Below are 20,890 nucleotides of genomic sequence, written 5' to 3' on the forward strand. Positions count from 1 at the left end.
TGGTTACCTATTCGATCGCGGGCCATCGAGCAACGCCCGTCAACTCCTGCAACACGTCCTCCGGGTACTCCGCCCTCATCAACGTCTCGCCGACAAGAACCGCCTTCGCTCCCGCCCTCGCGGCAGCCTCAACATCAACTCGACCCTTAACTCCGCTCGCCGAGACCACCGTGGCCCCCGCGCGAACCGCTGCCGCGATCGTATCGCGTGCAGCATCCGAGTCGACCACGAGTGTGTGCAGGTCGCGATTGTTGACGGCGATGATCTTCGCGCCTGCGGCCAGAGCGATCTGAAGTTCGGCTTCGTCGATGACCTCGACCAGCGGCGTGAGGCCGAGTGTCGCCGCCATGTCGATGTACTCGGCGATTCCGGTGCTGAGCACGCCCACCATGAGCAGGATCGCGTCGGCGCCATGGCCGCGAGCGACGAACAACTGCACCGGGTCGACCACGAAGTCCTTACACAGCACCGGGATGTCGACCGCGTCCGCGATATCAGAGAGATCCGTGAAGCTGCCGCCGAACGATTCCGGCTCCGTCAGCACGCTGATAGCCGCTGCCCCACCGTCTTGGTAGTGCAGCGCCTGTTTGGACGCCTCGCAGTCCGGCGCGATCGCACCGGCGCTCGGCGAGGCCTTCTTCACCTCGGCGATGACGGCGACATCCGTGCGATCCCGCAGCGCCGCGGCAAAGTCGCGTACCGGGCGGCCGCAACATGCGAGACGCTCGCGGTCAGCCGCCGAGAGGCCGCCGAACTCGGCGGTGATCCGGGCGCTCCTGCGTGCGATCATGTCGGTGAGGAAGCTCACGCGGACGCCCCCGCCGCGTCTGCGGCTGCGCGCTCAGCAGCGCCTAGGCGCTGCGAAGTCGCAACGAGCGCATCGAGCACGCCGACTGCACGTCCGGAGTCGATCGCTTCGCGCGCCAGCGCCACGCCCTCAGCAAGATCGGCGGCCTTGCCGGCTGCCAGGAGTGCGGCGGCGGCGTTCATGAGGACAACGTTGCGCCGAGGGCCGGCCTCGCCGCCGAGGATTGCCCGCGTGATCGCCGCGTTCTCGGCGGCATCTCCGCCCGCGAGATCGGCGAGCGTGCCACGCGGCAGGCCGACGGCTTCCGGCGTGACCTCGTAGGTGCGCACGATGCCGACGGCGATGTCGAACTCCGCAACCGTGGTGATCCCGCTCGCCGAGACCTCGTCCATGCCCGGGTGGCCGTTGACGACGAGCACCCGCTCGGCGCCTAGGCGACCGGCGACCTCGGCCATCAAGGGCGCGAGCTGCGGGTCGTATACGCCGAGCAGCTGGCGCTTGGCGCCGGCGGGATTGGTGAGCGGACCGAGGATGTTGAACACCGTGCGGATGCCGATCTCCTGGCGCGTCGGCCCCGCGTGCCGCATGCTCGCGTGCAGCGACTTAGCGAACAGGAAGCCGACACCTACCTCGTCGATGCAGCGCGCCACATCGGTTGCCGACAGCGAGATGTCGACCCCAAGCGCCTCGAGCACATCCGCACTCCCCGCCGCCGAGGAGACCGCGCGGTTACCGTGCTTCGCCACCGGAACGCCCGCGCCTGCGACCACGAAGGCAGTGGTCGTGGAGATGTTGAAGGTGTGCAGGCCGTCGCCGCCGGTCCCGCAGGTGTCGATGTAGCCGCGCACCGCGGGACGAACAGGCGTAGCGCACTCGCGCATTGCGCGAGCGAAGCCCACGATCTCGTCGACCGTCTCCCCCTTCATGCGCATCCCGGTGATGAGCGCACTGATCTGCGATGGCGTGGCCTGCCCGTCCATGATCTGCGTCATCACCACGTGCGCCTCGTCTTCGGAAAGCGAGGCCCCGGAGGCGACGCGAGCGATGGCGCCCGCTGCCGAGGTGATCTCGGCGGTTCCGGCGCTTGCACGCGCAGAGCCACCAACGGCTGCGACAAGGCCTGGGGTACCGGACACCCCACTGGTCAGCGGTACTTCGCCTGCCATGTCGAGGAAGTTCGCGAACAGCTTCGCTCCCTCGGGCGAAAGAACGCTCTCGGGGTGGAACTGCGCCCCGAAGATCGGCAGCGTCTTGTGGCGCAGCGCCATCACGATGCCGTCGGGCGTGGTAGCCTGCACCTCGATCGCCTCCGCCGGGATTGACGCGGGATCCACACACAACGAGTGGTACCGCGTCGCCGTAAACGGATTCGGCACGCCTGCGAAGATGCCCTGCGCGTCGTGATGGATCTCGGCGGTCTTGCCATGCACGGGCTTGAGCGCGCGACATACGGTCGCACCATAAACCTCAGCTATACACTGATGTCCCAGGCAGATGCCGAGAAGCGGCACGCCCTCCTTCGCCGCAAGACGGATCACGTCGCGCGAGATCCCGGAGTCCGCAGGCGTTCCCGGGCCCGGTGAGATCACGATGCCGCGTGCGCCAAGCGCGAGTGCCTCCTGAGGCGTGATGGCGTCGTTGCGTCGCACCTCGACCGCCGAGCCAAGCGCGGAGAGAAGCTGGACGACGTTGTAGGTGAAGGAATCGTAGTTGTCGACAACGAGGATCATCTCTTCGCTCCCTCGTCGCTGGAGCTCATGCCGGCGGTGAGCCGCAGTGCTTTGTGCATGGCGCCCGCCTTGTGTATGCATTCCTCGTACTCGGTCTCAGGGTCGGAGTCCGCTACGATCCCCGCGCCCGACTGCGCATACGCGCGACCGTTCACGAGAACCACCGTGCGGATCGTGATGCACATGTCCATCGCGCCATCGAGGCCGAAGTAGCCGACCGTCCCCGCGTACGGGCCGCGCGCCTCTGGCTCCAGTTCGCGGATGATCTCCATCGCACGCACTTTCGGGGCGCCGGAGACCGTACCCGCCGGGAACGTCGCCTTAAGAGCGTCGAACGCGTCCTTGCCGGGAGCCAGCGTCCCTGTCACATTGCTGGTGATGTGCATGACATGCGAGTAGTACTCGACCTGCATGAGTTCGTCGACCGTCACCGTCCCCGGCGCGCTCACGCGCCCGAGGTCGTTGCGGCCGAGATCCACGAGCATGACATGCTCGGCGCGCTCCTTCTCGTCCGCGAGCAGTTCCGCGCGCAGGCGGCTGTCCTCGGCGGCGGTGAGGCCACGCGGGCGCGTACCAGCAAGCGGGCGCGTCAGCACGGTGTCGTTCTCAACGCGCACCAGCGGCTCGGGGCTTGAACCGACGAGCGTCACGTCGCGTGTGCGCACGTAGAACATGTAAGGCGACGGGTTGACCGCCCGCATCACGCGATACAGATCGAGCCCATCCGCCGAGAACGGCGCCGAGTAACGCTGCGACAGCACCACCTGGAAGATGTCGCCGGCAACGATGTGCTCCTTGGCGGCTTTCACCTGCTCGACGAACTCCTCGCGCGAGGTGTGCGCCTCGATCGGCACCTCGACTTCGACGCCGTACGCGCCGAGCTCCGCACCGCGCGGGCCTTCGTCGATGCGGCGCAGGTACGAGTCGATACGCCTGAGCGCGGCATCGTAGGCGATGTCGGGCGCGCCGCCCGGACGCACGGGCGCGATGACCTGCATAACGCGCCGAGCGTGATCGAAGGCGACGACCACATCGGCGAACATGAACGTGAAGTCCGGCACGCCGAGAATGTCGTTGTCATGCCGCGGTACCTTCTCGAAGCTCGAGGCCGTCTCGTACCCCATATAGCCCACCGCGCCGCCAACGAACAGCGGCAGCCCCGGCACCCGCGCGACACTCCCTGCCTGCAGTTCACGGGACACGACGCGCAGCGGGTCTTCGGCGTATTCGCCGCGCACGCCGCCGTTCTCGATCACGACCTCATGACCGCGGGCGCTGATGACCTCGCGGTCGCCGACGCCAAGGAAGCTGTAGCGCCCGAGCCGCTCGCCGCCGATGACGCTCTCAAGGAGGAACGCATGCTCGGCGCCCTCGGCGAGCGCCATGAAGGCGCTGATCGGCGTGGCCAGATCCGCATAGACTTCGCGGGCGACCGGGACCACGTCGTAGGCGGCAGCCAGACGCGCGAACTCGTCTCTGCTCGGCAGTATCATCATGCGCCTCCTTTCCATCTTTGCCTGAGAATACAAAAAGCCCTCGTCCGTCAAGGGACGAGAGCTTGCTCTCGCGGTACCACCCTTGTTGACTCGCCGAGGAATCGGCGCGCCCACTTTGGTCCAACGGGTACTCCGGCGGCCATCGCCTTTCATACCCAGCCTCTTGTATCGGTGAGGATCCGTCGGCACTAATCAGTCGCTTGAGACCTTTGTGCCAATACCTCAGGGGCCCATTCCTTCAGAACCTTGCGCCAGGATTCCACCGTCCCCGGCTCTCTATCGCGTTGGTGCTGAAATACTCTTCCCCGTCACAGGTAACGTGTTCGGTTAGGGGCGAGGATATCATTGTTCACCTGCGAAGCACAACTGCCTCTCGGACCGTATTCTTCCAGGCCGCCGCTCCGCACCCTACTACCGGTCCTGCTTGTCTTCCGGCGGCGTCATCTCCTCGGGATGCAGCCTGCGGTAGAGCACCCACGAATACACGTAGGTGATCGGCACGAGGCCCAGCGCCGGAATCAGCAGAAGCACGATCCCCCACACAGGCGGCAAGAACGCACCAACGACCGCGAGCGCGCCAGCCAACATGAACAGCCGCCCGCCGAGCACGTTCGTCTTCGCCCACACGGTGTCATCCGACAACGTCCATGAATAGCGCACACCCATCGTCCAGTTGCGCTTCACTCGGCCCATGTAGTTGCCGAGCACAATGAACATGATGCCGACCGCAACTTCAATGATCGATGTCATCGGGAGCGCATGGTTCTGTGCTGCGAAGATTGTCCCAACGAAGACTACAGCCATTAGGCCGGTGATCAACTCGATGGCGATCGAATAGAACTGCTTCGAGCGGATGACGTTTGCTCGCTTGGGGTCAAGATACGGAGCCAGCCAAAGGAGCACATAGAGCCCGATAGCCATAAGTGGGGTCAGGAATACGCTCCAGAACGACTTCGCCGCCCAACCATCGATCTGACCTGTGGGCCCCCAGTGTATCGGTATCTGCGCGGGCATCGATGGGTAGACGATCGCGCCCGTCAGAAACATCGCGGCGATCAGCACCAGTGGGAGCTTGGGCATGTCCTTGAACCTCATCGCATCTCCCTTTCACGCATTGGCGTCCGATACGATTGTGCCCACTACTTCCGCCGCGAAGCGAGTTCCTCGGCGAGGTCGGCGGGCGTGAGATCGTTGCGTGCCATGACCACGAGCAAGTGGTAGATCACGTCGCCGATCTCGTACCGCAAGTGCTCCCGGTCGCCATCCTTGGCAGCCATGATCACCTCGCCGGCTTCCTCGGCGATCTTCTTGAGGAGCTTGTCCTCATGGCCGGAAAGCAACCGCGCCGTGTAACTCTCATCGGGCGACGCGCCGCGGCGCGACTCGATAACGTCCCACAGCCCGTCGATAACCTCGCCGAATGCACTGCTTGCCGTTCGTATGGGCACATCGAGCGCGACGTGTCCGATGCCCGGCGCAAGCCGCCGATAGAAGCACGAGAGCTCGCCCGTGTGGCACGCGCCCTCGCCGACTTGGTTGACGAGCACCAGCAAACAGTCGGCATCGCAGTCGTAGCGGATCTCGACGACGTCCTGCGTGTTGCCGCTCGATTCGCCCTTCATCCACAGCCTATTCCGGCTGCGGCTGAAGAACCACGTCTTGCCGGTCTCGATCGTCTCGACGAGCGCCTCGCGGTTCATGTAGGCGACCATCAGCACCTCGCGCGTATCGTGCTGCTGCACGACGGCCGTGATCAGGCCGGCCGAGTCGAAGGTCATCTCGTCGATGCCGAGAAGGTCGTGTTCGCGATCAGCCATGTGGCAGCTCCTTGGTGATGTCTTCGTATAGAGCAGTCTATCAGCAGCGCTTCTACAGCCTTACAGGTATTCCGGCACGCCCCATCGCCTCTTTCACCTGGCGCACAGTGTAGGTTCCGAAGTGGAAGACGCTCGCAGCCAGCACGGCATCCGCATCGGCCTCCACGCAGACCTCGGCGAAGTGGTCGAGCTCTCCGGCTCCGCCGGACGCGATCACCGGAATGTTGACGGCCCGCGTCACGGCCCGTGTCAGAGCCAGGTCGTAGCCTGTCTTCGTCCCGTCACAGTCCATGCTTGTAAGGAGGATCTCACCCGCGCCGAGACGTTCGGCCTCCTCGGCCCATCGGACCGCATCCATCTCCGTATTGATGCGTCCGCCGTTGATGAAGACCTCCCATCGGTCGCGGTCGCCCGCGATACGCCGCGCGTCGATTGCTACCACGATGCACTGCGAGCCGTAGATGCGGCTGGTGTGCGTGATGAGCGCAGGGTCGCGAACGGCCGCCGAGTTAAGCGAGATCTTGTCGGCGCCGGCGGAGAGCATCGCGCGGATGTCGGCTGCGGTGCGCATACCGCCGCCTACTGTGTACGGGATGAAGCACTCCTCGGCGGTACGAGTGGCGACCTCGAGCATCGTCGGGCGGTCCTCGTGACTGGCGGTGATGTCGAGGAAGACGACCTCGTCGGCGCCCTCGCGATCGTAGATCGCGGCCATCTCGACGGGGTCGCCGGCGTCGCGCAGGTTGACGAAGTTCACGCCCTTGACGACGCGTCCCTTGTGGACGTCCAAGCAGGGTATGACGCGCTTCATCAGCATGAGGCGACCGCAATCGCAAACGCATCGGACAACGTGAATGCGCCTTCGTAAATCGCGCGGCCCACGATCACGCCCTCGATCACGCCGGGTTCAAGCGCAGCGAGTGCTCGGATGTCGTCAAGGGTCGAGACGCCGCCGCTCGCCACTACCGGGAAACCGGCGGTGCGCGCGATTCCGACATACGCCGGGGCGTTGATGCCGGATTGCATGCCGTCGCGCGAGATGTCGGTGTAGACCAGATGCGCCACGCCAAGGTCGCGCAGTTCGCCGACAAGTTCGCTCGCCCGCGTAGCCGTGCCCTCGCGCCAGCCTTCGACCGCCACGAACCCGTCGCGCGCGTCGATGCCAGCCATGACCGCGTCGCCGAAGCGACTGACGGCCTCGCGCACGAACGCCGGGTCCGTCGCCAGCTTCGTGCCCAGCACGCAGCGCCCGGCTCCGGCGACGACCAGTCGCGCAAGCGTGTCGAGCGACCTGATGCCGCCGCCCACCTCCACGCGAGCGCCTGTCTCGGCGACGATGCGCTCGACCACAGCGATGTTGGCGGGCACTCCGTCACGCGCACCGTCGAGGTCAACGACGTGGATCCACTCGGCGCCGTCGGCCACGAACTGGCGTGCCGCCGCGACAGGATCCTCGTTGTAGACGGTGACGCGATCGTAGTCACCTTGCGCCAGGCGCACTGCTCGGCCGCCGAGGATGTCGATTGCGGGGAAAACGATCACGATGCGAACTCCTCGGCAAGGCGGCCGAAGTTGGCGAGCAGCTTCAGGCCCATGGTGGACGATTTCTCGGGGTGAAACTGGACAGCGTGGATGTTGCCGACTTGGATGGCCGAGGCGAACCTGACACCGTACTCAGTCGAACCGGAGATAGCGGCCGAATCCTGCGGTGCCAGCCGGTAGCTGTGCACGAAGTAGAACGCCGTCGACTCGGGAATGCCGTCGAACAGCGGGCTTTCGCGCGGATACTCCACGGTATTCCAGCCGATGTGCGGGATCTTCACGCCGCCCGGAAGGCGCTCGCATGTGCCCGGTACGAGGCCAAGCCCCACCCACTCGCCGTCTTCGAGGCCGACGTCGGCGAGTAGCTGCATCCCCAGGCAGATGCCGAGAAACGGCGTCCCCTGACCGATGCGGTGGCGCAGCGTGTCTTCGATACCGCTCGCGCGCAGGTTGGCGGCCGCGTCGCGAAACGCGCCTACGCCCGGCAGCACGATACCGTCGGCGGCCGCGATCACGGCGGCATCGTCGGTCACGACCACGTCGGTGATCCCGGCGTGCTCGAAGCCCTTCTGCACGCTGCGCAGATTGCCCATGCGGTAATCGACGATGGCGATGCGAGGGCTCACAGGCTGCCTTTCGTGGAGGGCACGCCGACCACGCGCGGGTCGAGCGCGACCGCGTCCTTGAGCGCGCGGGCGACCGCCTTGAACGCGGCTTCGATGATGTGGTGCGAGTTCTCGCCCGCAAGCGAGCGCACGTGCAGCGTCAGCCCCGCGTTGGCGGCAAGCGCGACCAAGAACTCCTTCGCAAGCGTGGTGTCGAACGTGCCGATGATCTCGATCGGCAGATCGACGGCCCAGCAGAGTTGCCCGCGGCCGGAAATGTCGACTGCGGCCAGCACGAGCGCCTCGTCCATCGGCACCGTTGCCGAGCCGAACCGCGTGATGCCGGTGCGCTCCCCCAGTGCTTGCGTGATCGCCTGCCCCATCACGATGCCGACGTCCTCAACCGTGTGGTGTGCGTCGACGTCCAAGTCCCCGGACGCGGCGACCGTGAGGTCGAAGAGCCCATGGCGCCCAAAGGCGTCGAGCATGTGATCGAAGAACGGCACGCCGGTCACCACGATCACGCGCCCCTCCCCGTCGAGGTCAAGCGTGGCCGCAATGTCGGTCTCGCGGGTCGCGCGGGATATTGTTGAGATGCGTCCCATCCTGGTGCCGTCCTCTCCGCTCATCATGCGCCGCCGTTTGTGCCGTTCTTCCGGTGCGCTAGGCAGTCCTCCATCGCCGCGAGGAACGCGCGGTTCTCGGCATCGCTGCCCGATGTCACGCGCAGACAGTCCTCAAGTCCCTCCGCGCGCGAGAAGTCGCGCACCAGTACCGAGTGATTGTGCAACAGATCACGCCACAAGGCGCCCGCATGCTCGACGCGGAAGAGGACGAAGTTGGCTTGGCTGGGAAAGACCTCAACCCCGCCCATCGCCGAGAGGCCCTTGATGAGTGCCTTGCGGCCACGCACGAGGTCGTGAATGTCCTGCTCGAAGATCATCCGCTCGCGATAGACCGTGGTGGCCACCATCTGCGAGAACGAGTCGACCGAGTACGGTTGGCGCACCTTCAGGAGCTCCTGAATGACTTCGGGACTGGCCAGAAGGTACCCAAGGCGAAGTCCGGCCATCGAGAAGGCCTTCGAAAACGTGCGCAAGATGACCAGGTTGTCATGGCGCGCCATGTGTGGTCGCATGGTGACACGGGAGAACTCGAAGTACGCCTCGTCGACCAGCACGATCGCGTCGGTCGAATTCAGAAGCTCGATTAGGAACGACTCGTCGGTCAGGCCGCCGGTTGGGTTGTTCGGGTTGGCGAGGAAGACAAGGTCTATGTCACCCTCGGCGACCCGCTCAAGCACCGCCTGCTGGTCGACGGAGAAGTCCGCAAGCCGGGGGATGCATTCGACCTGAGTGCCTGTCACCTGCGCATCGATGCCGTACATCGAAAACGTCGGCGGCATGTCGAGCAGCTTGCGCCCAGCCCCGCCCCATGCCAGCAGCAGGTTGAAGATCAGCTCGTCTCCCCCGTTGCCGATAAGGACGTTCTCGGAGTCCAAGCCGTTGGCCTCGGCGATGAGGGCGCGCAGTTCATGGGCGGTCGGGTCAGGGTAGCGGTTGAACGGGAATTCCGGCAGCCGCTTTGCCAGCTTCGTGAGGATCGCCTTAGGCAGGTTCGAGGGATTCTCGTTGCTCGCGAGAATGACCTCGGCCTTGAGCTCCTTAGCGTCGTAGGGTGTCAGAGCTTCAAGCTCCGGCCGAGACGGACGGATAGGCGACATCTATGAGCCACCTTCCTCTTCCAGGTCGGTCAGTTCGTCGAGTTCCTCTTCGTACGCGTCGTGCTCGTCTCCGGCCATCTCGGCCACCGCCTCGAGGCGAAGCGAAACCGCACGGGCGTGCGCCCAGAGGCCTTCCTTGCCAGCGATCTCGAGCACTGTCTCGGCATCGGCCTCAAGCGCGTCAAAGCTGTACGACAGAACGCTCGACTTCTTCACGAAGTCGTCAACCGACAGCGGGCTTGAGAAACGTGCCGTGCCGCCGGTGGGCAGAACGTGGTTGGGTCCGGCGACGTAATCGCCCACGCTTTCGGGCGTCCAGGGTCCGAGGAAGATCGCGCCCGCGTTGTGGATGCCGCCGAGCAGCTCGAACGGGTCGGCCATCTGCACCTCAAGGTGCTCAGGCGCGATGAAGTCCGATACCTCGAGCGCGGCGGCGACATCGGGGCACACGACGATAAGGCCGTTATCGGCAAGCGAGCGCGCGGTGATCTCGCCGCGCGGGGACTCGGCAAGCAGCGCCTTGAGCGCATCCTCGACGAGTTCCGGCAACTCGGGATCGGTCGTGACGAGGTAGGTCGCCGCGCGCGGGTCGTGCTCGGCCTGCGCCATGAGATCGATAGCCACGAACAGCGGCTCGGCGGTCTCATCGGCGAGGATGAGGACTTCCGAGGGGCCTGCAAGCATGTCGATACCCACGTCACCCATCACGAGCTTCTTCGCGGCGGTCACATATGCGTTGCCGGGGCCGACGATCTTGTCGACGCGCGGTATCTGCGCGGTGCCGTACGCAAGCGCGGCGACAGCCTGCGCGCCACCGACCTTGTAGATCTCGTCGACGCCGGCCCTCGCAGCGGCGGCCAGCGTGTACGGGTTCACACTTCCGTCTGCCGCAGGCGGCACGACCATCGCGATCTCACCAACACCCGCGACCATCGCCGGGATCGCGGTCATCAGCACGCTGGAGGGGTACTTCGCACGCCCACCCGGCACGTAGATGCCTACGCGCGCAAGCGGTGTCACCTTCTGGCCGAGGAACACGCCGCCTTCCTGCGCGGTGAACCAAGACTGCGGGATCTGTCGGCGGTGGAAGTCCTCGATCGAGTCGGCCGCGAGCGCAATCGCCTCAAGAAACGCCGGTTCGACGGCGGACAGCGCCGCCTCGATTTCCTCGGCGGTGACGAGGAACGTCTTGATGTCGGCCTTGTCGAACGTGGCTGTGTACTCGGAAAGCGCGACGTCACCTCGCGCCTTCACGTCGTCAACGATGCGTGCCGCCACGCCGAGGACTTCTGCATCGACGCCGCCACTTCGCGCGAGGTTGGCGTCTGTCAGGCTTTGACCGCGCCTGAGGATGATCTTGCGCATCATGACTGGGCCCTTCCTTCGAGAGCGGACGCAAGCGCATCCGCGAGAACGTACACGCGCGGATCCGTACGAACCGCCGCCGGATTGCCCACGAAGCGCGCCGTGGACTCGAGTACCTCGCCCACGATGCGCAACCGGTTCTCGCGCAACGTGGTTCCGGTCGCGGTGATGTCGACGATCTGATCGGCAAGGCCGATGAGCGGCGCGAGCTCGATGTTGCCGTGCAGCTTCACGATCTCGACCTGCACGCCCTGGGCGTCGAAGTACGCCTGCGTGATGTTGGGATACTTGGTGGCTACGCGCACTACGCCGAGGTGGCGCACCCGCTCGGCAACGGTTGCGGCTGCGTCCTCGGGCTCGGCGACGATGAAGCGGCAGCCTCCGAAACCGAGGTCGACGAGCTCGACTGCGTCGAGGCCGGCCTCAACGAGCACGTCCTTGCCGGCGATCGCGCAATCGGCACCGCCGTAGGCGATGTAGACGGGAATGTCCGTGGGGCGCGCGATCACGTACTCGGCGTCGGGCGTGCGCACGATGAGAGAGCGGCCCGGCTCGGCAAGCCCGGCCGTGTCCAGCCCCGCGGCAGCGAGCGCCGCCACGCTTTCGGCGAATAGCGCGCCCTTGGGGACCGCGATGCGTAAGGGACGCATCGCACATATGTCGCATCCGTTTGCCATCTTAGCGCCCCCCTTCTTCCTCAAAGCGCAGAATCGGCTTGCCCGCCGCATCCAGCGTGCAGAATCTGCCGCCCGGCTGCGCCAGCATCGCTTCGCGCGCGCCGAAGCGTATCGCCTCCGCAACCAGTTCTTCGCCGAGAGCCGCCGAAAGCGCGACCCGCTTCCCCAACCGACGCAGCTTGCGCGCCGTCGGAAGCGCCAGCGCGGGGTCGCCTCCCACGAGCGCGTCGAGCCCACGCACGTCCACGCGCTGGCCCTGCTCCACGAGCGCGATCATGATGCGCTCAAGTCCCAGCGCGAATCCGGCCGCCGGAGTGGGCGCGCCGTATGCTGCCAGCACGCCGTCGTAGCGGCCGCCCCCACCGAGCGGAAGCCCGACACCGCGCGCGTATGCCTCCACGACAAGCCCGGTGTAGTAGTCGAAAGAACGCATCACCGAGAAGTCGATGACCACACGCCTCGTCACGCCGGCCGCATCGAGAAGGTCCCACGTCGCGGCAAGCTCGTTGAGAACGCTTTCGCAGCCCAGTCCCGTAGTCGCGTTCCTGCACGCCTCGATCGCCTCGCGTCCACCACGCAGGCGAGGAACCGTCGACAGCGCCGAGACCACCTGCGGGGACGTCGCTTCGCGCGCAAGACGATCGAGAGCGACGAGGTCGCGTTCGTGCGCCGCCGCAAGCACAGCGCGACTCCAGTCCGGCCCGCCATCGGCTGCGGCTAGAAGCGCGTGCAGGACCGCGACGGTGCCCACGGCGACCGTGAATTCCGGGATGCGCGCGGCTTCAAGCGCCTCGACCAGCACCGCGACGACCTCGGCGTCGGCGGCAGCGCCGCCCTCGCCCACGAGCTCAATGCCTGCCTGCGTGAACTGCCGAGCTTGGCCGCGGAGCGACTCTTGCTCGCGGAAGACCTCGGCGGCATAGCGGAAGCGGTGCGGACCCGGCTGGTCGGCCAGCCGCGAAGCCGACAGGCGCGCGATCGGCACCGTCATGTCGGGACGCAGCGCGAGCAGCCGCCCATCGAGGTCGATCAGCCGGAACGCCGTGCCTTGGAGCGAACCGGCAGCGGCTTCGAGCGCCGCGAGGTCCTCGACCACCGGCGTCTCCACCAGCCCGAAGCCCCATGCCGAGAACACATCGGCTATGCGGCGCGATACAACTTCGCGCTCTTCGGCTTCGGCTGGTAGCACGTCACGGAAACCTCGCGGGGTAACAGGGCGCATCGTGCGCTCACTTTCTCTTTATCACAGTAGAGTGCTATAGCAGCGTAAAGGATCGCCGCCAATCGGTCAACGTGCCGCCCATCGCCGACGGCCTTCAGGTTCCTGCCCCACGGAAGGATCCGATACCGCGTCCGGCCCGAAAATCTCTGTCAACTCGGCCCACAATCCACTGGCGGCCCTGTCGACGGTCTGCGGCATGAGTGCTTCCATGGTCCGGTCACTCGCCTCTTCGCGCACGAGCAACGCCACGACATCGCGCCCCGGAAAGTGCGACAGGATTGTTTTGAGCTTCTCGGCACGCCCGTTAGAGAGCGCGCCTGCATCGGTTGTGATGACCAGACGGCCAGGAGGAGCCTGGAAATCCCCGTCGTCGAACTCTTGGACCTCGGAGACGATGAGCTTGCGCCCCCGGTCCGAGTCTTCCAGTTTCGCACGCATGCGCACAACGCGGTCCTCGGTCATGATGTCTCGGCAGCGCTCGTAGATCTGCGGGAACAAGACGGCCTCGATGTTGCCGTCCAGATCCTCGAGGCGCGCGATCGCCATCATCGCGCCCTTCTTGGTCGGCTTGCGATCCACGCTCGCGAGCAGACCCGCGAACCATCCCACCGTGCCGTCCTTGACCTCGTCGATAGCCCCGAGCGAGTAGTCCGCCGCGCGGCGGATCGCCTCAGCGATCCCCTTGAGTGGATGGTCCGAGACGTAGATGCCCAGCATCTCTTTCTCGAAGGCGAGCTTCATTCGCTTCTCCCATTCGTCGCCGTTGGGCGGCGGGGTAGAATCGGCAAGCCCGTGGTCCTCGGCGGCGAAGAAATCGAACATCGAGACCTGGCCCGAGTCGACGTCCTTAGCGCGCTTGATCGCCGAGTCCACGCAGCTGTCCATCATCGACAGGAGGTGCTTTCGCGTATATCCCGTCGAGTCGAACGCGCCCGCCTTGACCAGTGACTCGATCGTCTTCTTGTTCGCCTGCCGCATATCGACGCGCGCGCAAAAATCCTGCAGCGACGCGAAACGGCCGCCCTCGTCACGCGCGGTCACGATGGTGTCGACCACGCCCTCGCCCACTCCGCGGATTCCGGCGAGCCCGAAACGAATACCCTCGCCGGACACCGCCGTGAAACTGCGCCCTGACGAGTTCACGTCCGGCGGCAGCACCGTCATGCCGGCCCGGTTACACTCGGCGACATAGCGCACGATCTGGTCGGTCTTGCCGGTGTAGCTGGAGAGCACCGCCGCCATGTACTCGAGCGGATAATGCGCCTTCAGGTACGCAGTCTGCATCGTGATGACGCCGTATGCCGCCGAGTGGCTCTTGTTGAATGCGTACTCGGCGAACTTCTCGATGTCTGTCCACATGCGCTCGGCGAGTTTGGGGTCGTACCCGCTGTCCTTGGCGCCACCGATCCAGTCGTTCTTGAGAAGCGCGAGGACGTTCTTGTCCTTCTTGCCCATCGCCTTGCGCAGTTTGTCGGCTTTCGCCGCCGAGAAGCCCGACATCATCATCGAGATCCGCATGACCTGCTCCTGATAGACCACGGTGCCGTAGGTCTCTTCCAGGATCGACTTGAGGCGGTCGTCGTAGTAAGTGACCTGCTTGCGCCCGTGCTTGCGGTCGACGAAGTCCTTGACCATTCCGCTGCCCAACGGGCCCGGACGGTAGAGCGCCAGTACCGCGACAATGTCGCCGAACGTGGTGGGCTTGAGATCCTTCAACAGCTGCCGCATGCCCGGCGACTCGACCTGGAACACGCCTACCGTATCAGCGTTCTGGAGCAGCTTGAACGTCTCAGGATCATCGAGCGGCAGCTCGTCCGGCACCAGGACCACGCCGTGATTCGCCAGAACATTGCGCACGGCATTCGCGATGACCGTCAGCGTCCGCAGGCCAAGGAAGTCCATCTTAAGCAGGCCCATGTCCGCAACGGTCGGGCCGTCGTACTGCGTGATGACCGCGCCACCCTTGGTGTCGTACTTGACCGGTACGTAGTAGTGCAGCGGGTCCCGGCAGATGACGACGCCGGCGGCGTGAACGCCTTCCCCGCGCACGATGCCTTCGAGAGAGCGCGCGGCATCCACAATCCGCGCGGTGTCGGGATTGGACTTGTAGTCGGCCTTGAACTCGGCGTTTTGCTCTAACGACATATCGATGGTTGCGCCGAGTTCCTCAAGGATCATCTTCGAGACCTTGTCCGGCACACCATACGGATAGCCCAGAACCCGCCCGGCGTCGCGAACCGCTGCGCGCGCCTTCATGGTGCCGAACGTGATGATCTGCGCGACCTTGTCGGCGCCGTACTTATCGCGCACGTAGTCGATGACTTCGCCGCGGCGTTCGTCGTCGAAGTCCATGTCGATATCGGGCATTTCCGTTCGCTCGGGGTTTAAGAACCGCTCGAAGAGCAAACCGTTGGCGATCGGGTCGAGGTTGGTGATCCCCAGTGCGTAGGAGATGATCGAGCCGGCCGCTGAACCTCGGCCCGGACCCACGCCGATACCCTGCTTCTTGGCCCAGGTCGTGAAGTCCTGGACGATCAGGAAGTACGCCGAGATGCCCTTGGGGACGACGATCGAAAGCTCATAATCGAGGCGCCCGATGACTTCCTCCGGCACAGGGTCGCCGTAGCGTTCCTTGAGCCCCGCGATGCACGCTTCGCGGAGATACTCGTTTTCAGTCATCCCTTCGGGGACTTTGAACACCGGAAGGATGATCTTGCCGGTCTCAATCTCCACATCGCATTTCTCGGCGATGGCGAGGGTATTGGAAAGCGCCTCTTCGTACTCGCCGACGGCGCTTCTCATCTCCGCGTGCGACTTCATGTAGAACTCGTCACAGGAGAACTTCATCCGGCCGGGCTGATCGACTGTCGAGCCGGTACCGATGCACAGCAAGAGGTCCTGCGTGCGCGCATCCTCACGCGTAAGGTAGTGAACGTCATTGGTGGCCACCGTCGGCAGACCCATCTCGCGCGCGAGAGAAGAAAGCTCACGGTTGAGTTGCTTCTGCGACACGCCCGCATCGGTGACGATGCCCTGCTCCTGCAGCTCAACATAGAAGTCCCCGGGCGCAAAGGTCGCAGCGTATGTCTCGGCCCACTGCCGCGCAAGTTCGGGCTGGTTGCGTTCGATCGATTTCGAGATGATGCCGCTCATGCACGCCGAGGTGCCGATCAGCCCACTGCTGTAGCGCTGAAGAAGCTCTAGGTCAACCTGAGGCTTATAGTAAAACCCGTTGACTGCGGCGTCGGACACGAGCGCCATGAGATTGCGGTACCCCTCGTTGTTCTTGGCGAGCAGCAGCAGGTGGTAGAGCTCCGGCTTGCCGTCGCGCTTCGTGCGCGAATTGGGCGTGAAGTACACTTCGCAACCGATGATCGGCTTGACGCCGACCGCCCTAGCGGACTTGTAGAAGTCGACGGCACCGTACATATATCCATGGTCCGTGATGGCAAGCGCAGGCATCTGAAACTCGACCGCCTGCTTGACGAGCGCCTTGACGCGCGCCGCACCGTCGAGCAGTGAGTATTCGCTGTGTGTATGCAGGTGTACAAAAGACAAGAAATGAGCCTCGCTACTCGTTCGTGCCGGATTCTGCGGCCTCAGACAGCCTGCCGAGGATGCGTGTGTAGCCGTCGGCGCCGTAGTTCAGCGCCTTGCTCACGCGTGAAATAGTGGTCGCCGAAGCGCCGGTCTCGGTCTGAATCGCCGAGTAGTGCTCCCCTACCGAAAGCATGCGCGCAACGTGCAACCGTTGCGCCATGTCATGGATTTCGCGGATCGTGCATAGGTCGACCAGCAGAGCATATGCTTCATCGGGGTCCTCGAGAGCCAGAAGTGCCTGGAGCAGTTCATCGACCTCGGACGTGCGAACGCGATCGTCTGACATGGCTTCAAGACTCCCCGAAAGAACGCTGGCTTTAAAACCACAAGATATCGTGATCAGAATACCACGCGGGGACGACATGATGGGCTTGGGCGAGAGCCAGCGGCGAAGGCGGCTCGACGAGCGGGTCACACGCCCTTGTCGTCCACAGAAGCGAGACCAACCGGGCTGTCGAATTCCTCCACCAGGTCAATGAGCTTCTGCTGTGAATGCACGCCGAGTTTCTTGTACACATGGCGGATATGGGTCTGGGCAGTGAAGACTGAGATAACCAGTGCCTTCTGGACATACTCCGCATTCCTGCCTTTCGCGAGCAGGGCCAGGACCTCTTGCTCGCGTGGAGTGAGACTGTACTTCTCTCCTATCGCTTTGAAACATGTGTCGGGTCTCGCAGGCAGGGGTAGGAGAAGGCCACCCAAACTCGATATGCTGCGCTCCGTGAGGGCGAACGAGTTGACGCCCACTAGGACGATGGCCACCGCTTGTGAAACCCAGAGGAATGCCGTGCCCACAACGACGTAATGAATAGCCACGCCCATAGCCATTCCAAAAGCAGTCGCGGCGTTTCCCCAGCCAGCAACTCTCAGCGCAGATGCCTCGAGGCGGCTAGCGATCTCCACGAACATGATGCTGGACAGCAAGTAGAACAAAATGAACCCGGCGCCTATGATAGCGCCTGCCACGTCTAGGCGGCTGGCCCCCATGACAGGCAGCAGCAAGAAGCCGACAACAAACAGAGGAAGCACTGGACGATACAGACGGCCTGGATCGGTTTCTCGCGAGGACGGACGAAACCTTATCAGCATGAACAGTCCAACCGAGCCAAGCGCCAGCGCCTGCGAGTGGCCCGACAGCACAAGTAGCTCAAGACCGGCCGAGCCGGGGATGATCATGCTCAGCATCAGCCCGGTCGCCAGTCCGTACAGTAACCCGGCACCTTCGACTATGGTTGGCCTGACCGACACCTGTCTTGCCGAGGCCTTGAAACGCATTGGCGAGTCGGCGTTCTTCCAACTCAATTGCAACGACATGCATGATAGCCAAGGCATGGTCGCCATCAGCACAACAGCCGCGGCCACGTTGAGACGGGCAACCAGCGCGAAAACAAGGTAGAGTGCCGCCCCAAGAACCGCCGAGCACGAAACCACAATGCCTGTCAGCCGCACGCCCCCTGTCCCAAGGAACTCCATCCACACGAGATAGAGGGGGCCAAGCGCCAGTCCGATCGCAAGTAGGCCCACGTAGTAGATCCACTGCAAATCGGAGATTCCGAGTGCCGAGAAGCTAGCCAGCATCGTGCCGACCGAACCAAGACAGAGTGCCGCACCCAACACATGGCGCCGCCTGTAGAGCGGAGCCAAGCGCCCTCCGAGAAGCGCAACGCCAAGACTAGTCAATGCGAACCCGACCATGACGGCAATGCGCGCGGTGCCCAATTCATAAGGCACGGGCACCAGGGGGTTTGGGTCGAAGAACCACGTCATCCATACCCACCAGAACCCTAGACCGAAGTACCACACAGGTAGCATTCGCCTCTTGGGCGCAGTAGCCGAGTCAGCTCGCATCCCAATCCTCTCGATGGACACTGTGCTCCAGTTGAATCCCGCCTCGATACAGATCATAGTCTCGCACGGGGATCCCGGCTAGCGTCCTCCTTCATCTCTGCTGCAGCCCGAAAACCAAGCGTTGCGGCACACTTTTCAGAGTACAGCGAGCATCCCGCCGAGTCCCCCCGAGGAGCCGAACACTGCGGTGCCCACACGGCATCAAGGCCGCCCGCATCAACGAGGTGGTCGGGGCACCGCCCCGACCACCTACATGGCTTGTCTTCCTCCTGAACTAGACAGCTACGATCCTGACGCTGACGGAACCCACCTAGCGCAAGGCTACGCCTCTTGTTTCGCCACGCCCTCGGCTGCCATGTAACCGCCAGCCATGGCGTAGTTCACGCAGGCGAGGGGACCCCCGCCCCATCTGTTTTGGCCCGATCCACCGCCTGCGGTGTGATATGCAGCATATAGCCCCGGAATGGGGAGACCATCCTTGCGGATGACTTGCATGTCTGGCGTCACGGCAAGACCCGTGTCCGTACTGAACAGCGTGCTGCCCATCCGAATCCCATAGAACGGAGCCTTCTCGACAGGATGCAGCCAATTCGGCTGTGCAGGCATGTAGCTCCTATCGTCGGCACCAGCCTTGCAGAGCGCATTCCAATCCCCTACCGCCTTGACGACCACATCTGTGTCAAGCTCCAGCGCAGCCGCAAGGGCCTCCAACGTGTCAGCGCTCTTGATGGTGCCGTCCTTGATTGCCGCCTTCGCGCCCACACGCCAGTCGTTGGGTAGTCCTTCGGGCCAACGGTCTTGGTTGGGCATGTCAGGCCTGATGGGCGTGCGACAAAGAATCTGGTCCGTCGCCGCAACGTACTCTTCATAGTTGTCGTCAAAGATCACATACCCTCGGCGGCCCGGCTGAATTGTGGTCTGAATACCACCCGCCACGAGATGGTAGGGATTTCCAACTGAAGTCAAGTACGGGTATCTCTCCCCGGTGTGGTTAATGGACAACCATGGCTGCCGTGCGAGTTGGGTGGACCCATCGTATAGATAGCGAAACCACTCACCGCCGTCATGGATAGCATCGATGCCGCCTTCAAAGGCCGTAACGGAACTCATGCCGACCATCTCCGCGCCCAAGCCGAGCGCCATACGTGAGCACTCCCCCGTGTCACACGGCGAAACCGTCGCGCAAGCGCAGGAGTCATACGCCTCGGGACAGTATTTCTTGAGCATGTCTCTGTTGAAAGCAAAACCACCCGCCGCGAGAATTACGGCCTTCTTGCCGTGCATGTGGACCACATTGCCGGTCCTATCCTCCGCCTTGATGCCAACAACGCGGTCTCCATCCGTTACGAGTGCCGTGACGGTCGTTGACATGAGGAACTTGACGCCCTTCTTTATTGCTAGGTCGTACATGAAGTCGACGAGCGGCTTCACGCCACGGACCTCGTTCCCTCCGTCGAGAGCGCCTTTCCATATATGCCCAGTTGGCCCCCACCCTTTAATGTCCAGTGCCCACGGGACGCCGAAGTCGCCAAGCCAGTTGATTGTCTCGGCTCCTTTCATGCAGAGCCGCTTGAACATGACTGGGTCAATCGTGTAATCGCATGAAGTCATGAAATACTCGACCAAGGCATCCCAGTCCTGCGGATAGGAAGGTACGCCAAACTTGATTGCATCCGTGTAGCGAGTTCCAAAGGCGTAGCATACTGAGGCCTCAATAGTCGAGCCGCCGATATACGTCCCTTTTTCAAGCACAAGGACGGAGTTCCCAAGCTCGGTGGCCTTGAGGGCTGCTGCTAGGCCTCCGCCGCCTGACCCCACTACGACAATATCGGCCTCTTGGGTCCAATTCGCTGGAGCACCTACTGGGGAAATCGGGTCAGTGGTTGTGACCTTTGTCTGGCTACTGGCCGCTGAGGCGCCGCAGCCAGCAAGAACCGTGGTTCCAACGGCCGCGACGCCGGCGATAGCCGTGCCCATTAAGAAGTCGCGCCTCGAAAGCCTGCCCGGTTGTTCCCGATCTCTCTCAGATGAATTCATTTCCGTTCTCCTCTCTAGTCCTGAATGCATTGTCACAACCCATCTCTTGCCTCAGTTGGCCAGTCAAGACGGCCGATACCACCCCCTGACATGTCTCCACGTTACCGACCGAAAGTGGGAGTCAACGGGACGAACGATACTAGTCGTCGCTGAAATCTGACTATCGCTAGGGATTGAGTATTCTTCGTTTGACGCGAGCGATGACCATACTGTGGAACGCAGTATCGCCTCTGCTCAGAGGCATATTGGAACACCGAGACCACTCACCTATATGTCGTCTGCACAGCCGTTCACGCCAAGTGACGAGGTGCGCCGTAGTTCGGGCGACGGGTGCGCTGTCAGGATCCAAACCATCGCCAAATGGTCGGCGGACCTTGAATTCGCACGGCAAGGGTAAGCTGAGACGCGCGAAGAATCACA

17 protein-coding genes and 1 other annotated feature are annotated in these 20,890 nt (G+C 63.7%); all 17 genes read right to left on the minus strand.

The features are described 5' to 3' along the window. Positions 1-7: 7 nt before the first annotated feature. Positions 8-808: an indole-3-glycerol-phosphate synthase gene (locus HGA39_04635; GenBank protein NTW28632.1), complete on the minus strand. Its 801-nt coding sequence runs from the start codon at positions 806-808 to the stop codon at positions 8-10. Beyond that, positions 805-2,538: an anthranilate phosphoribosyltransferase gene (gene trpD, locus HGA39_04640; GenBank protein ID NTW28633.1), complete on the minus strand. Its 1,734-nt coding sequence runs from the start codon at positions 2,536-2,538 to the stop codon at positions 805-807. Before trpD ends, HGA39_04635 begins: the two co-directional genes overlap by 4 nt. Further along, positions 2,535-4,031, minus strand: a complete 1,497-nt coding sequence (gene trpE / locus HGA39_04645; GenBank protein NTW28634.1) for an anthranilate synthase component I — start codon at positions 4,029-4,031, stop codon at positions 2,535-2,537. Before trpE ends, trpD begins: the two co-directional genes overlap by 4 nt. Positions 4,032-4,081: 50 nt before the next feature. After that, positions 4,082-4,355, minus strand: a binding site (T-box leader). Positions 4,356-4,445: 90 nt separating this feature from the next. Then, positions 4,446-5,129: an SdpI family protein gene (locus HGA39_04650; protein NTW28635.1), complete on the minus strand. Its 684-nt coding sequence runs from the start codon at positions 5,127-5,129 to the stop codon at positions 4,446-4,448. Between the two features lie 44 nt (positions 5,130-5,173). Beyond that, a complete protein-coding gene (locus HGA39_04655; GenBank protein NTW28636.1) occupies positions 5,174-5,851 on the minus strand; it encodes a bifunctional phosphoribosyl-AMP cyclohydrolase/phosphoribosyl-ATP diphosphatase HisIE in 678 nt (225 codons plus the stop codon). Between the two features lie 52 nt (positions 5,852-5,903). After that, positions 5,904-6,668, minus strand: coding sequence for an imidazole glycerol phosphate synthase subunit HisF (gene hisF, locus HGA39_04660; GenBank protein NTW28637.1), 765 nt, complete (start codon positions 6,666-6,668; stop codon positions 5,904-5,906). Continuing rightward, complete coding sequence (hisA, locus tag HGA39_04665; GenBank protein ID NTW28638.1) at positions 6,662-7,393, minus strand: 1-(5-phosphoribosyl)-5-[(5-phosphoribosylamino)methylideneamino]imidazole-4-carboxamide isomerase; 732 nt, start codon at positions 7,391-7,393, stop codon at positions 6,662-6,664. The genes hisF and hisA overlap by 7 nt, the downstream gene beginning before the upstream one ends. Continuing rightward, a complete protein-coding gene (gene hisH / locus HGA39_04670) occupies positions 7,390-8,019 on the minus strand; it encodes an imidazole glycerol phosphate synthase subunit HisH (GenBank protein ID NTW28639.1) in 630 nt (209 codons plus the stop codon). Before hisH ends, hisA begins: the two co-directional genes overlap by 4 nt. Continuing rightward, positions 8,016-8,603, minus strand: coding sequence for an imidazoleglycerol-phosphate dehydratase HisB (gene hisB / locus HGA39_04675; protein NTW28640.1), 588 nt, complete (start codon positions 8,601-8,603; stop codon positions 8,016-8,018). Before hisB ends, hisH begins: the two co-directional genes overlap by 4 nt. A gap of 23 nt (positions 8,604-8,626) precedes the next feature. After that, the gene (gene hisC / locus HGA39_04680; GenBank protein NTW28641.1) at positions 8,627-9,721 is read right to left on the minus strand and encodes a histidinol-phosphate transaminase; all 1,095 of its coding nucleotides are present in this window, start codon (positions 9,719-9,721) and stop codon (positions 8,627-8,629) included. Next, positions 9,722-11,086: a histidinol dehydrogenase gene (gene hisD / locus HGA39_04685; GenBank protein NTW28642.1), complete on the minus strand. Its 1,365-nt coding sequence runs from the start codon at positions 11,084-11,086 to the stop codon at positions 9,722-9,724. After that, the gene (locus HGA39_04690; protein ID NTW28643.1) at positions 11,086-11,814 is read right to left on the minus strand and encodes an ATP phosphoribosyltransferase; all 729 of its coding nucleotides are present in this window, start codon (positions 11,812-11,814) and stop codon (positions 11,086-11,088) included. The genes hisD and HGA39_04690 overlap by 1 nt, the downstream gene beginning before the upstream one ends. Next, a complete protein-coding gene (hisZ, locus tag HGA39_04695) occupies positions 11,765-12,952 on the minus strand; it encodes an ATP phosphoribosyltransferase regulatory subunit (GenBank protein NTW28644.1) in 1,188 nt (395 codons plus the stop codon). Before hisZ ends, HGA39_04690 begins: the two co-directional genes overlap by 50 nt. 99 nt (positions 12,953-13,051) lie before the next feature. Then, positions 13,052-16,543, minus strand: a complete 3,492-nt coding sequence (locus tag HGA39_04700) for a DNA polymerase III subunit alpha (GenBank protein NTW28645.1) — start codon at positions 16,541-16,543, stop codon at positions 13,052-13,054. A 13-nt stretch (positions 16,544-16,556) separates the two neighbouring features. After that, complete coding sequence (locus HGA39_04705) at positions 16,557-16,871, minus strand: TrpR-like protein YerC/YecD (protein NTW28646.1); 315 nt, start codon at positions 16,869-16,871, stop codon at positions 16,557-16,559. A 125-nt stretch (positions 16,872-16,996) separates the two neighbouring features. Beyond that, positions 16,997-18,397, minus strand: a complete 1,401-nt coding sequence (locus tag HGA39_04710) for a hypothetical protein (protein ID NTW28647.1) — start codon at positions 18,395-18,397, stop codon at positions 16,997-16,999. 357 nt (positions 18,398-18,754) lie between these two features. Continuing rightward, on the minus strand, positions 18,755-20,470 hold the full coding sequence (locus HGA39_04715) for an FAD-dependent oxidoreductase (GenBank protein NTW28648.1): 1,716 nt from the start codon (positions 20,468-20,470) through the stop codon (positions 18,755-18,757). Positions 20,471-20,890: the final 420 nt, after the last annotated feature.

Source organism: Coriobacteriia bacterium (assembly GCA_013336165.1).
Classification (GTDB): Bacteria; Actinomycetota; Coriobacteriia; order Anaerosomatales; family JAAXUF01; genus JAAXUF01.